This window comes from Endozoicomonas elysicola (genome assembly GCF_000710775.1).
Lineage (GTDB): Bacteria > Pseudomonadota > Gammaproteobacteria > Pseudomonadales > Endozoicomonadaceae > Endozoicomonas > Endozoicomonas elysicola.
This window is the reverse complement of sequence record NZ_JOJP01000001.1, coordinates 3,051,868-3,065,725: the sequence shown is the minus strand read 5'-3', so window position 1 is coordinate 3,065,725 and position 13,858 is coordinate 3,051,868. Positions and strand designations below refer to the sequence as shown.

The window sequence follows — 13,858 nt, the reverse complement described above, 5'->3', positions numbered from 1 at the left end:
TTTTACCTGAGTGCAATAATGTATTCTTTAGAAGGTATTACCGAATTTGTAACCGTAGCTGAGACGCGTAGTTTCACAACTTCAGGAAAACGGCTGGGCATTTCAACAGCCCAGGTCAGTCGTCAAATTAATCACTTGGAGAACAGACTGAAAACAAAGCTGTTTTATCGAACAACCCGTAAAGTATCCATGACTGAAGAAGGCGGCATTTTCTATCAGCACTGCCGCCAGATTCTCAATAACCTTGAAGATGCAGAAAGAGCGATTTCCAATCGACAGGAGAAGCCTCAGGGTCTGATAAAAATGACAGCACCCGTTGCATACGGTGAGCAGTATGTTATGCCAGTCATACTGGATTACATGGAAATGTTTCCGCAAATCGAGGTTAGTTGCAACCTGACCAACCAGACTCTGGACCTGGTTCAGGAAGGGTATGATCTGGCGATTCGCCTTGGCCATCTGAAAGATTCATCAATGATCGCAAAACAGCTCTCGACACGAACCCAGTTTGTCTGTGCCGCTCCTTCCTACCTTGAACGTCATGGGACACCACACACTCTGTCAGAGCTAATTCAGCACAACTGCCTGACCGGTAACACTCCCTATTGGCGGTTTATGGAAAACAGCAGGCAACGAACGATAAAGGTCAGTGGCAACCTAACCTGCATGAGTGGTCATATCCTGACAGATGCTGCGAAACGGGGCATGGGGCTTGTGCAATTACCCGGTTACTATGTAAGCAACGCTATCCAATCACGTGATCTGATTGTTTTACTGGAGCCATTCTGCGAGCCCAGAGAAGGTATATGGGCCCTGTATCCGCACAACCGACAGCTTTCACCAAAAATACGGATGCTTGTAGACCTGCTGGCAGAGAAGTTACCTGTGGTTTGACCAATAAATTTTTGTCATGAGGGCTGATCACAGACCTAATTGAGAGCGCCCTTTGATCCATATAAAAAAGGCCACCTTTCGGTGGCCTTAATCACTCACTCAGAATAAGACAGAATCTTATTCGTTGTTAAGCAGGATATTAACCTTCCCTCTTTCTTTTAAACTAGCAAGGTATTCATCAAACATAACCCGGCCATTGCTTGCCGCTATGAATTGACCCAACCCCTTTAACTGCTCAGGATTTGCCGCGGCCTCGCCCGGATAGATAGCACTCAAGGCAACAATGGCATAATCGCCATTGGGAAGAATCGCGGTATCATAAGATACGCTCATACCAGGATGAGGCATTTTGAAAGCTTTTTGAAGTAATTGAGCAGGAACATCAGCCTTATTTCTGTTGGTTTTCAGGCTTTCCACAACCTCTAGCTTCTGCTCATCAGCCAGTACTTTCAGCGAAGAACCTGACTGGAGTTTGGCAATCAACTCTTCAGAACTTGCAGCCAGTTGTTCCGCGGCACGGCTATCTTTCAATGTTGCAGCAATGGCGTCTTTAACATCAACCAATGGGATCAATTCAGGCTTCTTGTGATCTTTGACTCTGAGCACAACAGCCTGTTCAGGTGTAATCTCAATCAGCTCACTGTTAGCGCCAAGATTCAGGACATCATCACTGAAAGCCGCAGCCGATACACGGCCATCACTAGCAATACCTGAATCAGCACCATTACGACCAAAAGGCTCACTGGTCATAATGTTAAGACCTAGCTGCTCGGCAGGCTGAGTCAGATCAGAAGCCTCAAAACTGATATCAGCGAGCTGCCTTGTCTGCTCCAGAAACAACGAGTCAACTTCGTTTTGCTTGAGCGCTGTTTCAATTTCTGCACTCATTTCATTCAGTGATGGAACATCCACTTCATCACGAGAAGTGACTGTCAAAATCTGTAGGCCAAAGTCAGTTTCAATGGGCCCGGACACCTCACCAACACCAAGCCCGGCTACCGTATTATCGAACTCATCACCGAAGAATCCTGGCTCTACAGCCCCAAGATCACCACCCTTCTCAGCTGTCATAGGATCATCAGAATAGGACCTGGCCAATTCAGAAAAACTGTTTCCAGCTTCCAGTTTAGCGACAACTTCATTAGCCCTGGCCTTTGCCTCATCGAACGAGCGATCTTCACCAGTCTGAATCAGAATGACGGAAACATGAGCGTTATTTCCAGACTGCTGCTTCAACTGCTCAATACGGTACTGGTATTCCGCTTTAATATCTTCAGCCGAAACATCGATACTTTTGGCAATGTCATTCTTGTTCAGAACAACATAGTCCACCACAACCTGTTCGAGCGTCATGAACTGATTCGAATTGGCATCGTAATAGGCCTTGATTTCATCATCAGAAGGCACAATAGCTTTTCGAACCTCATCTGCAGGCAGAACGACCCAGGCAAGGTCTCGAGTCTGACCTTCAAGGCTTTGCAGGCGCTTGAGTTCTTCCACGGTCACAAACTCGGTATTCGCAACCCCGGAGCGCAATTGAAGCAATAGTGTTTCTTCACGGATGGCGTCTCTGAATTGAAGTGGCGACATACCATAACTGCGCACCATCATCTGAAAACGATCTGCATCGAAGCGGCCATTTTGCTGAAACTGTGGCATGGAGACGATCAGCTTATCAATCTGAGACTGGCTGATGTCCATTTTTTGATCTTCAGCATTTTGAAGCAACAGCTGACGATCAATCAAAGCTTCCAGAACCGAGCTTTGTAATAACTGATCATCCAGCATGGAGGGATCAAACTGCCCACCCATTTGCTGAATCAAGACCCGTCTCTGCTGATCTACAGCCTGAGCCAGCTCTGCCCGAGTTATATCCTTACCATTCACTGACGCCACTTCTGGATTGTTTGGATTGGGCGCAAGTGTTTCGAGGCCAGTAATGGCCATCATAAAAGCGATGATGCCGACGACAACAAATGTCACCCAACTCTTCGCTTTGTCCCTCATCGATTGCAGCATATAAACCTCAGGTACCAGGGCCGCTGAGACAGCAAAGTAAACCCCTTATTCTTCACCCCCGGTGATGAAGACCGGGCTTTAAAAAAAAAGCGCATCATCGGATGCGCTTTCTCGTGAACCGGCAGACAACTCCCCTGAAATAATTCATGTGGAACCCTGCCTTGTCCACCTGATGAAATAGAACCGATAGAAAGCCCTACGGAGAGTGCCTTATCAGTTCACGGCATCCTTAAGAGCCTTACCAGCCTTGAAGCTTGGAATTCTTGCAGCAGCGATTTCAATAGGCTCGCCTGTCTGTGGGTTGCGACCAGTACGAGCGGCACGCTCTTTCACAGAAAATGTGCCAAAACCTACCAGAACAACCTGCTCACCATCTTTCAGTGCACCAGTGACAGAGTTAATCACGGCGTCCAGGGCTCGACCAGCGGCAGCCTTAGAAATGTCTGCAGATGCAGCGATAGCATCAATAAGCTCGGACTTGTTCACTCTATTCCCCTTCTAAGTAGGATGCGATTTCAATCATTAACAGAGGATAGACACAGAAAGCGTGCTGGCAACTGAGTAATTTGCCGGTCTTCTATCATCTACCCAATCGGGTGCGACCGCTATGCTGCTGCATTTTCAAGTGAAAAACAAGCACCACACAGGCACCTTCGTGCTTAATAGCCTGCCAACCAGCCAATTTAATCTCTGACCACTGAAAATAATCGCCAGAACTCACTTTGCCCGATGGAAACCAGTCGTACCGACCGCGTAACGCGAGCGATAATACCGAGGCAGTATGAAGTCTGATAATCTGCCGTCAAGCAAATTGTCTAACTATATTCATGAAGTCTGGCGGAATGACCGCCCTCCCCCAAGATTCTGAAAGCACTTGCAATCATCCAGGGGGCTGATTAAATCGGGGAAGCAGTTAGTTCCTGTTCGGAGGGTCATTAGAAAGCAAATCACCGGTTACAGCATTAACCTGCTCGGTTATTCCGGTAAAAGAAGATTACTTTTATCCGCATGTAGCCAAAGCTGCTTAACACCTTTGGTTCTATGGCTCAGACCTAACTCCTGATCCGAAGTAGCGGCAATTTATACCAATCGTCCGACGGTTCTGTCAACTGAAGAATCAACCGGAAAGCCCCGTCATTACTGAACGACCGCCCAAATTAGAACGGCCATTCATAATCAATGATCAGTGAGTATTGACACGATCATCATTTTTCTGCCCGGATTTCTGTTCAGAATCGGCAACTTCCAGTGCTTTTTCCGGCAAAGCTTCAGGCATATACGACAGGGCAACCTCCAGAACTTCATCAATCCATTGAACTGGAATGATCTCAAGATCGGCCTTGATATTGTCCGGAATCTCCTTGAGGTCTCGGCGGTTTTCTTCAGGAATCAGCACCTTCTTAATACCACCACGATGGGCTGCCAGCAGCTTCTCTTTAAGACCACCAATTGCCAGCACCTGACCTCTCAGTGTGATTTCCCCCGTCATGGCAACATCAGCTCTGACAGGAATACCAGTCAGGATCGATACCAGGGCGGTACACATGCCCACTCCCGCACTTGGACCATCTTTCGGTGTCGCGCCTTCGGGAACGTGGATGTGCAGATCATTTTTTTGATGAAATTCAGGATCAATCCCCAACGCTGCCGCACGGGAACGAACCACCGTTAAAGCTGCCTGAATCGACTCCTGCATAACGTCGCCCAGAGAACCGGTCTTGATGATCTGACCTTTACCAGGTACTGCTACTGACTCAATGGTCAATAGTTCACCACCCACTGAAGTCCAGGCCAAGCCTGTTACCTGCCCGATTTGATCCTGATCTTCAGCACGCCCATAAGTAAACTTGCGAACACCCAGAAAGTCTTCAAGAGCCTCTGTAGTTACAACACTCCTGCGATCCTTTTCAGAGAGCGCTTCCTGTTTCACAGCACGGCGACAAACTTTGGCAATTTCACGCTCTAATCCACGCACTCCCGCTTCTTTGGAGTAGTAACGAATGATATCGAGCACTGCATCATCGTCAAAGGAAAGCTCACCTTTTCTGAGGCCGCTGCGCTTGATTTGCTTGGGAATCAGATAACGCTTGGCGATATTAAGCTTCTCATCCTCGGTATAACCCGGGATACGGATAACTTCCATACGATCCAGCAACGGGCCTGGAATATCCATGGAGTTAGACGTGCAGACAAACATGACATCCGAAAGATCGTAATCCACTTCCAGGTAGTGATCGTTAAATGAGTTGTTCTGCTCAGGATCCAGCACCTCCAGCAAGGCTGAAGCGGGATCACCACGCATATCAGAACCCATTTTATCAATCTCATCCAGCAGGATCAGAGGGTTTTTAACTTCAACCTTCGCCATCTTCTGGATCAGCTTACCCGGCATGGAACCGATGTAAGTCCGACGGTGACCACGGATCTCGGCTTCATCACGAACCCCACCCAACGCCATCCGGACAAACTTACGGTTGGTAGCCCTGGCCAGCGATTCACCCAGCGACGTTTTACCAACACCAGGAGGTCCTACCAGGCAGAGAACAGGCCCCTTCAGTTTACGAACCCGCTTCTGTACAGCGAGATATTCCAGTATGCGTTCCTTAACTTCTTCCAGTCCATAATGATCGGCCTCAAGAATATCCTGGGCACGTCTCATGTCGTGGCGAACTTTGCTGCGTTTTTTCCAGGGTACACTGAGCATCCAGTCAATGTACCCACGAACCACCGTTGCCTCTGCCGACATCGGTGACATCATTTTGAGCTTTGCCAGTTCCGCCAGTGTCTTTTCCCTGGCTTCCTGGGTCATACCTGCCTGATCAATTTTTGCCTTAAGCTCTTCCAGCTCATTGGGGGCATCGTCCATATCGCCCAACTCTTTCTGAATGGCCTTCATCTGCTCATTCAGATAATACTCACGCTGGCTGCGCTCCATCTGCTTTTTAACGCGACCACGAATTTTCTTCTCTACCTGAAGAAAATCCATCTCTCCCTGCATAATCCCGATCAGATACTCCAGACGATCACCCAGATCTTCGATTTCAAGCATCTTCTGCTTGTCCTCGATTTTCATTGGCATATGCGCACTGATGGTATCCACCAGCTTGCCAGGGTCTTTAATCCCAGACAGTGAGCTAAGTACCTCATTGGGCACCTTCTTACTCAATTGAACATACTGTTCAAATTGTGACATTACAGATCGAACCAGCAACTCACCTTCCCGGTCACTGATTTGCTCTGACAACTGCTCATGTACTTTAGCTTTTACCAGCCCGTCATCTTCATAGATGGCATCAATGGTTACTCGAGTTTCACCTTCCACCAGAACTTTTACGGTACCGTCTGGCAGCTTCAGCAATTGAAGAATACTGGCCACTGTACCCACAGAAAACAGATCTTCCACCTGTGGATCATCGGTCTGTGCACTTTTCTGAGCTACCAGTAGAATTCTCTTATCCCCTGACATTGCCAGATCCAGCGCCTGAATGGATTTTTCCCGACCAACAAAGAGCGGGATCACCATATGTGGATAGACCACAACATCACGGAGGGGTAACAACGGCAGATCGAAGCTCTCTGATGGTTGCAGGGTATCTTTATTATCCATAGCTCAGCCCCTATATGTTCATTACCAGTAAAGCCTGCCATATACCGGCCTGTTCACCGGATAAAAAATAGAAAAATGAAAACCTGGCAGGCATTCAGGACACGATCTATTACGTGCTTAATACATGGTCAGCCCACAGCAGGAAACACCTGAAATACAGTCTCAATCACCTGTAAAACTGGCCATAGTCTCTAAGATGGGGCTTTTCCAGCTAAATTACAATAGCCGTGTCTTTTCGTCCTTTGAAAATCGATAAAGTTCCATTAACCAATAACTTGTCTGAAGTCTGACAAAACTACGCGTAATAATAGGCTCACGAATTAACGAAACACTTAATGATCAGGAACGACCCTGCAAGCGACTACAGACGTATAAATTGAAATCAATGCACGATAGTTTATATAATTTCAACAAAACAGCATCAACTGGCCTTATGAAGCCACAAAAGAGTAAAGCTTCAAACCAAAGAAGTCTGCAACATCAAGAACTTGCAAAAGATCGGGTTTCAGGTAACATACAAATCATTCGGAAGAGACGTCGCATCGGCTCTTCAGGAGAGTCGGAGCGTAGCGCAGCCTGGTAGCGCACCACAATGGGGTTGTGGGGGTCGGAGGTTCAAATCCTCTCGCTCCGACCAAATCTTTTACCCGCCATCATGGCTAATACCCTTCTCCCTTTATCCACAATCAAATCATTTCCCATATTTGAAAGTCTGGTAATACTTTTTAGTCGAGCTGTAGACGGCAAGCCCCCCCTGTTTTCGCTATTTACATAAGGTCATGAACAGGCCCTTAAAAAATATCCAGCTGATCCGTTTGATAATCAATCTGCAACTTCTCCCATCCAGCTAAATCCTGAAAACTGTTATGAAAAGTCTGAGCCAGATGGGGAACCTCCCGATTGCTGGGGCTATGCATAAAAAAGTAAGGGCACTTTCCTTCAGCAATCCACTCTCTCAGTTTTTGTTTCCAGGGTTCAAGGTACGCTTCATCACACCTCATATCACCCAACCCGATGAAGCGAACAACGGGAAAATCGCCGGTAGCAATAGCATGAACGGGTAAGCGGGGCTTTTTGCTTTGAGCATCTTGCTCTACTTGATTTCTGGCAGGCCTGCTAAACAGGGAGCGGCTGTCAAAACAGACACGATTCATATTCAAACTCATCAGCAGATGGTTAAGCCGACGCTCTTCATCACCCTTATTAAAAAAAACCGGATGACGCACTTCGACCGCGTAAGAATACTCTGATGGAATAGAATTCAGGAAACGCTCAAGCTCAACAAAACGGGAGGGAGCAAACGCTGCGGGCAATTGAATCATAAAAGGGCCAAGTGAAGCCTTCAAAGGCTCCAGCCGCTCAAAAAACTGTAGCAGCAAGTCATTGCTGGATAAATGACCGGTATGAGTGACATCTTTTGGGAGTTTGAAACTGAAACGAAAACCGGGATTCAACTGGGACTTCCAGCTGGCTATGACTGCCTCACTGGGCAACGCATAAAACGTTGTATTACCTTCCACCGTATTAAAGGCCGAACTGTAATGATTCAGAAAGCTTTTACTGGAAGCATTCTGCGGGAAAAGACCTCCCAGCCAATCCCGATTACTCCACATGGGCAATCCAAGAAAATAGGGAGGTAGAGACATTATTTAAAAACTCCGACTATATTTCTACTTTTTTTCGCCCTGCAAGCGCGTGAGCCAGAGTACCGCCATCGACAAACTCAAGCTCGCCCCCTAAAGGAACGCCATGAGCAATCCGGGAGGTCGTTACTCCGAGAGACTTCAGTTCTTCAGCGATATAGTGAGCAGTAGCCTCTCCCTCTACGGTTGGATTGGTTGCCAGAATCACTTCATCAACCCGGTTATCAGCCACCGTTTTCAGCATCTGCTCAATGCCAATATCTTCAGGACCAATACCATCAATAGGCGACAAGTGCCCCATCAGGACAAAATAACGCCCTGAAAAGCCACCCGCCTGCTCAAAAGCCATCACATCCGATGGATTCTCAACGATACAAAGAAGCTTTTCATCTCTACCAGGGTTAGCGCAGATCTGACAAACCTTCTCCTCAGTCAGTGTCCGACAGTGCTGACAGCGCCCAACACCTTCAGCAGCCTGTTTGAGAGCAGCAGACAAGCGCACAGCCCCATCCCGATCCCTTTCCAGCAAATGCAACGCCATTCGCTGAGCAGAGCGCGGTCCAACGCCCGGCAGGCAGCGCAACGACTCCATCAATTCCCTGATCATGGGGCTGAACATAATGTAAACCTGAATCAAAAAATAAGGCTTCCCGACATCAATCAATAATTAAAAAAATCAACAAAGATGCCGGGAGTCAGAGATTAAAATGGCAGCTTCATGCCTGCTGGCAGCCCGAGCCCTGAAGTCAGCTCACCCATTTTTTCCTTGCTATTAGCTTCAACTTTGCGGACCGCATCGTTGACAGCTGCCGCCAGAAGATCTTCCAGCATTTCCTTGTCTTCTTCAAAAAGACTTGGATCAATCTCAACCTTCTTCACATCATGACGACCGGTCATGATTACCTTAACCAGCCCGGCACCTGCTTCACCGGTAACTTCTGCATTGGCCAGCTCTTCCTGGAGCTTCTGCATATCGTCCTGCATTTTCTGGGCCTGCTTCATCAGATTGCCCATGCCACCTTTAAACATATTGACCTCTGCACAAAAAACACCCAAGGAAAGCCATCAACATTTGCTGACCACCCTCCTCAAGCTTTTACTTGATGATATTACCCACTGGCTGAATCGAGTCATCCAGTACCATGGCAGAAAACGTCTCGACAAGACCCTTTACTCTGGTATCTGAATAAATACTCTCTCTGGCCTCCTGAAGACGTTCAGCGATTTTCCGCTCCCGCCAGGCTGCAGGAGTTTCATTAACAATACGACCAGTGTCAATTGACAGTTTAACGGACTGTTCAAAATAATCACACAGTGCCTTTTCCATACGCTGTCGATGGGTATCGTTGTACAGGGTGCTACGCTCTTCATCCAGGCGCAGACTGATACCGCCCTGCTCACTACCAGCAAACTCACAATGAGAACCAATGGTTCCCGTCACCCCACCCAGGGGAAGACCACGAAAAACCTGAACCCAACTCAGCTCATCCAGCTGTTCAAAATGCACCCTGTCTTCTTTTGCGGGCAATTCAACAACAGCCCTGACAGGCGCATCAGATACGACAACCTTAGACTCAGCAGCTGGCAAGCGCTGAGGTTCACCAACCATGGAATCCGCGTGATACACAGCTGGAGTATCCATTTCTTCCTGAGAGGCCGCTCCGGAAGACCAGTGCTCCTGCATATCATCAAATGAGGGACCGGTATTATTGCCATGATGCTCATAAACAGGTGTTTCATAGGGAGTCTGATCATAAGCCGACAGTGGAACCTCTTCCACAACCGGTGGGATATCCGCAGTTACGACGACAGGTTCGGTAACAGGCTCTGACGGTAATGCCTCTTGCCGCTCTTCAACAATGGCAGGAGGTTCAAATGAATCCTTCTGTACACGACTCCGGGCAGAAAGATCATCTGATACAGACGCTTCCTGAGCCATTGCCGAAACTTCTGACGGATCAGCAACAGGCTCAGGCTCCGGATCAGAGGCGCCTTCTTCATCGGAAGCGCTATTATGAGATGCTGAGCCTTTAGCTGATGAAGAGCCCTCCGCTGAAGAAGAGCTACCGGCTGGCAAAGCTGAAACAGCACCAGCACTTGACACACCTGTAACATTTAGCGGCCTGGCCGCTGCCGGGGCACCATCAGGCCTGAAGGCCAGCATGCGCAATAAGGCCATTTCAAAACCACCACGGGGATCCGGTGCCAACGGCAAATCCTTCTTTCCTACCAGACCAATCTGGTAATAGAGCTGAACATCCTCTGCTGTCATTGACGCTGCCAGCTCGACAACCTGTTCACGGTCACCCTGACTGTTATCAACAGCGTCAGGAACGGCTTGAGCAATGGCAACCCTGTGCAACAGGGAGAGCATGTCATCCAGCACCGCCAGGTAATCCGGCGAGTGTTCGGCCAGTGATGAGACAGAACCCAGAATCTGAGCAGCGTTGGCAGTGGAAAGCGCCACAACCATCTTCATTACCTGCCCCTGGTCGATAGTGCCCAGCATTGCCCCGACTTCAGCCTCACTAACCCGACCATTACCAAAAGCAATGGCCTGATCCGTCAGACTCAAGGCATCCCGCATACTGCCATCAGCAGCACGAGCCAACTGCCAGAGAGCGGCAACATCATTAGGAATATGCTCCTGACCGAGGATATTCTCCAAGTGACCGACAATGCGCTCCGGCGTCATATTTTTAAGGCTGAACTGAAGGCAGCGGGACAAAATAGTTACCGGCAGTTTCTGGGGGTCTGTGGTTGCCAGCAAGAATTTCACATGAGGCGGCGGCTCTTCCAGCGTTTTCAACAGCGCATTAAAACTGTGAGCAGAGAGCATGTGCACCTCATCAATCAGGTACACCTTATAACGGCCACGGGTCGGCGCATACTGGACATTATCCAGCAGCTCCCGGGTATCCTCTACCCTGGTCCTGGAGGCTGCATCCACCTCAATCAGATCAACAAAGCGGCCATCATCAATCTCTTTACAGGCAGAACACTGGCCACAGGGCGTAGAACTGACACCCTGCTCACAGTTCAGACATTTGGCAAAAATACGAGCAATCGTCGTCTTACCAACACCACGCGTACCGGTAAACAGGTAGGCATGATGAAGACGATCCTGATCCAGAGCGTTAACCAGCGCCTGAAGAACATGAGACTGCCCTACCAGCTCTTTAAAAGAACGGGGTCGCCATTTGCGTGCAAGAACCTGATAGCTCATTGAGTAGCGTCAACACCTGATGTCAGAAATAGAACAGCCTTGAGCGGCTTTTCACAATTAAAGAGTACCTATGCTAACCAAGAAGCCTTGAGATTGCACGATCGGGAAGAGTTTGGATTTGAACTTGGAGGAAAATCGCCGGAGAACCCGGAAATAATGGAGGCGAACCCTACCAGCCACACCCCGGCACATAATGTCACTACTACCGTTGCTCCCTTCCGGGCCTGGCGGGGTTCGTAGCTGATTATTGCGGGGGGACCGGCAAGGTCCGCCATAGAGACCAGGACATCGCGTCCCGATGCAGCGCATTCTCCATAAAACCCGACCTGACGTCAACTGCCATCTCACAGAACATACTAAAGATACTTATCGTAAATCATTACCCGCCTGATTCCCGCATTCACCCTTGATCAAACATAGCCTTAGTTGTGTGGCAGGCGCTACAAAGAGCCGAGAACCTGAACGAGATGTCAACGATATATGATTCCATATGACCAGGAAGTATTGGAGCGATGATATTTCATGGGATGGAGCACCTACTATTCAAAAAACAGTAGAAACAATAACACCTATGACTTGCCAGTAATGCCGCTACTCTTGTCAGCTCCAATGTGAGCAGGTTAAGAAAACCTGAAAACACGATCAAAAATTACGGTTGGAATTGCACAAAACAACCATTCATAAAGTCCAGAGCACTTTCCCACCACATTTAGCCCAACGGTCAGCATCAGTAAAATCCCTTCTTGAAATTGCATCAAAAACCAATTGATTCAACAACTGTTGCGCTTCAGCCGGAGTGGGTGCACCCAGTTTTATCCAATCCTCAACACTATCAACATCCCCAGCACGCAGGTTAAATAGTAGACCTACATGTAATGGGGCTTCAGAAATTGATATACCCATATAACCTATCCATTCTTTAAGGCCATACGTATAACGGCTTTTACATGCAGCAAAAACACCACTCCAAAGTAATACATCATTGCATGGCGCACCGATTTCCAGCCACTGTTGAAAAAGACGAAACTCTCCCCTACTGGCAGCTGACCGAACCCCCTCTAGCTAACTGCCCTTCACTTAGCTCTGCTCCATTGCGGCACCAGTATTCGACACCACGAAAATAACCACCTCTTTCAAAACTCGACACTGCCGCTTCAAGACCATCCGCCAGGATTGATGGCTGTAGAGGCACCCCCAGTCTAATTATTTCAGCAACTAGATCTATTTCATTCTTTCTTGAAGCAGATACTAATACGCCCTTTAATCCTTCCCGCGATTCTTGAGGAACAATCGCCCCCCTCCTTCTCCAGCGCCCAGCAAGTTCCACATTTCCAGACCCCAGCGCATTCAGCAACGCTTCATTTAAAGCTTTCTGAGCCCTGTCATTCACCCGTACCCCAGCTTTTTTCCAACGATAAACTTGATCGACATTCTGAGACTCAGCGGACATTGCAAGTTGTTCAGACATAGCATTTTGCAATTCATCTAAATCTCTCTCCCCGAACAACTGTTTCCATTGATTTAAAGAATCCAAATCACCTTGACTCACACAATCGTGCATCTTTTGCTTTACGAATTTACGGACTTCAGAAGAGATCTCCGCCCCTAACTCAATACATTTTTTCATTGATTCAAATAATGGCTTACCAGACTTATAAGTTACGGTCAATGAATGCATTAATAATTCATTGCAGTGCTTCTGGGATAATTCTGCACCTAACGTTACCCACCGGCTTTTCAAGCATTCATCAAAAATTCGACGTCTTTTAGTAATAAGCTCTTTGATGTCTTTAAACAACATATTATCCATTATCGCTTGAAGCTCATCTGTCTTTTCACCGCCTGCAGCAAAGTATTTTTTAAAATCATCTGGATACTTCGAGTCTTGTTCCAACAACCATTCCCTTAAGTCATCTCGCTTTTCAGACGTCAACCTTGCACCGTATTCACATAGCTTTTTGACATCATTTACGTTGAAATTATAGCGCTTGACAGATTCAACAAGAGTGTCGTTCAATTCGTCTTGAATGAGCGATGGATATGTACTGCTACGTTCAAGTTTGCTTCCTGCCCAGCCCAATAAACTCTTTAACGGTCCATAGAATTCTGTTTCATTTTCACATTTTATTTTTTTATGAACCCGACCAACTGCGACTGCTGAACGCTCTACAAGAGAAGTCTGCACGCATTGCCCTGACTGGTCAAGCAACCATTTAAGGGCAACAAAGTTGATACATCCCCTATCGTTAAAAACAACTTTTTTGATTTGTTCACTGATTGAAACAGCATAAGCATTCAAGCTACCTGATAGAGAAGAATCAGCACCTATAGAAATCAAAACCAACTTACTCCAGAGTTTTTTTTTAAAACACGGGGATCAATAGTGAATTGACCCTACCAAATCTGAATAAGTTCAAAACTACAATTTATCTGGAACTCATAAGTCAACTCACCCCAATAACCAGTGGG

General features: G+C 47.5%; 10 protein-coding genes, 1 tRNA gene and 1 other RNA gene. 2 read left to right on the top strand and 10 right to left on the bottom strand.

Annotated features, from left to right (window positions below):
* Positions 1-18 precede the first annotated feature (18 nt).
* On the top strand, positions 19-894 hold the full coding sequence (locus tag GV64_RS13150; RefSeq protein ID WP_020583379.1) for a LysR family transcriptional regulator: 876 nt from the start codon (positions 19-21) through the stop codon (positions 892-894).
* 117 nt (positions 895-1,011) lie between these two features.
* Here the strand turns inward: GV64_RS13150 and GV64_RS13145 are convergent, their stop codons facing one another.
* From GV64_RS13145 to lon, 3 genes are all read right to left on the bottom strand, one after another.
* Complete coding sequence (locus GV64_RS13145; protein WP_020583378.1) at positions 1,012-2,913, bottom strand: SurA N-terminal domain-containing protein; 1,902 nt, start codon at positions 2,911-2,913, stop codon at positions 1,012-1,014.
* A 213-nt stretch (positions 2,914-3,126) separates the two neighbouring features.
* Positions 3,127-3,399, bottom strand: a complete 273-nt coding sequence (gene hupB, locus GV64_RS13140; protein ID WP_020583377.1) for a nucleoid-associated protein HU-beta — start codon at positions 3,397-3,399, stop codon at positions 3,127-3,129.
* A 697-nt stretch (positions 3,400-4,096) separates the two neighbouring features.
* Positions 4,097-6,520, bottom strand: a complete 2,424-nt coding sequence (lon, locus tag GV64_RS13135) for an endopeptidase La (RefSeq protein WP_020583376.1) — start codon at positions 6,518-6,520, stop codon at positions 4,097-4,099.
* Between the two features lie 560 nt (positions 6,521-7,080).
* Between lon and GV64_RS13130 the strand changes: the two genes are divergently transcribed.
* Positions 7,081-7,157: transfer RNA gene (locus GV64_RS13130), tRNA-Pro, on the top strand.
* 154 nt (positions 7,158-7,311) lie between these two features.
* On the opposite strand, the gene GV64_RS13125 is transcribed toward GV64_RS13130, so the two are convergent.
* From GV64_RS13125 to GV64_RS13100, 7 genes are all read right to left on the bottom strand, one after another.
* The gene (locus GV64_RS13125) at positions 7,312-8,166 is read right to left on the bottom strand and encodes a DUF72 domain-containing protein (RefSeq protein WP_026258370.1); all 855 of its coding nucleotides are present in this window, start codon (positions 8,164-8,166) and stop codon (positions 7,312-7,314) included.
* Positions 8,167-8,182: 16 nt separating this feature from the next.
* A complete protein-coding gene (recR, locus tag GV64_RS13120; RefSeq protein WP_020583374.1) occupies positions 8,183-8,782 on the bottom strand; it encodes a recombination mediator RecR in 600 nt (199 codons plus the stop codon).
* Positions 8,783-8,865: 83 nt separating this feature from the next.
* A complete protein-coding gene (locus GV64_RS13115) occupies positions 8,866-9,192 on the bottom strand; it encodes a YbaB/EbfC family nucleoid-associated protein (RefSeq protein WP_020583373.1) in 327 nt (108 codons plus the stop codon).
* A gap of 67 nt (positions 9,193-9,259) precedes the next feature.
* Positions 9,260-11,389: a DNA polymerase III subunit gamma/tau gene (gene dnaX, locus GV64_RS13110; protein ID WP_020583372.1), complete on the bottom strand. Its 2,130-nt coding sequence runs from the start codon at positions 11,387-11,389 to the stop codon at positions 9,260-9,262.
* A gap of 167 nt (positions 11,390-11,556) precedes the next feature.
* Positions 11,557-11,653: signal recognition particle sRNA small type (gene ffs / locus GV64_RS24255), an RNA gene on the bottom strand.
* A gap of 414 nt (positions 11,654-12,067) precedes the next feature.
* Positions 12,068-12,292: a hypothetical protein gene (locus GV64_RS13105; protein WP_020583371.1), complete on the bottom strand. Its 225-nt coding sequence runs from the start codon at positions 12,290-12,292 to the stop codon at positions 12,068-12,070.
* A gap of 130 nt (positions 12,293-12,422) precedes the next feature.
* Positions 12,423-13,727, bottom strand: coding sequence for a hypothetical protein (locus tag GV64_RS13100; RefSeq protein ID WP_020583370.1), 1,305 nt, complete (start codon positions 13,725-13,727; stop codon positions 12,423-12,425).
* Positions 13,728-13,858 lie beyond the last annotated feature (131 nt).

Excerpts from the sequence above, each read along its gene's own strand:
- GV64_RS13150 (WP_020583379.1), top strand. The coding sequence starts at position 19 with ATGTATTCTTTAGAAGGTATTACCGAATTTGTAACCGTAGCTGAGACG.
- GV64_RS13145 (WP_020583378.1), bottom strand. The coding sequence starts at position 2,913 with ATGCTGCAATCGATGAGGGACAAAGCGAAGAGTTGGGTGACATTTGTT.
- lon (WP_020583376.1), bottom strand. The coding sequence starts at position 6,520 with ATGGATAATAAAGATACCCTGCAACCATCAGAGAGCTTCGATCTGCCG.
- GV64_RS13125 (WP_026258370.1), bottom strand. The coding sequence starts at position 8,166 with ATGTCTCTACCTCCCTATTTTCTTGGATTGCCCATGTGGAGTAATCGG.
- recR (WP_020583374.1), bottom strand. The coding sequence starts at position 8,782 with ATGTTCAGCCCCATGATCAGGGAATTGATGGAGTCGTTGCGCTGCCTG.
- GV64_RS13115 (WP_020583373.1), bottom strand. The coding sequence starts at position 9,192 with ATGTTTAAAGGTGGCATGGGCAATCTGATGAAGCAGGCCCAGAAAATG.
- dnaX (WP_020583372.1), bottom strand. The coding sequence starts at position 11,389 with ATGAGCTATCAGGTTCTTGCACGCAAATGGCGACCCCGTTCTTTTAAA.
- GV64_RS13105 (WP_020583371.1), bottom strand. The coding sequence starts at position 12,292 with ATGGGTATATCAATTTCTGAAGCCCCATTACATGTAGGTCTACTATTT.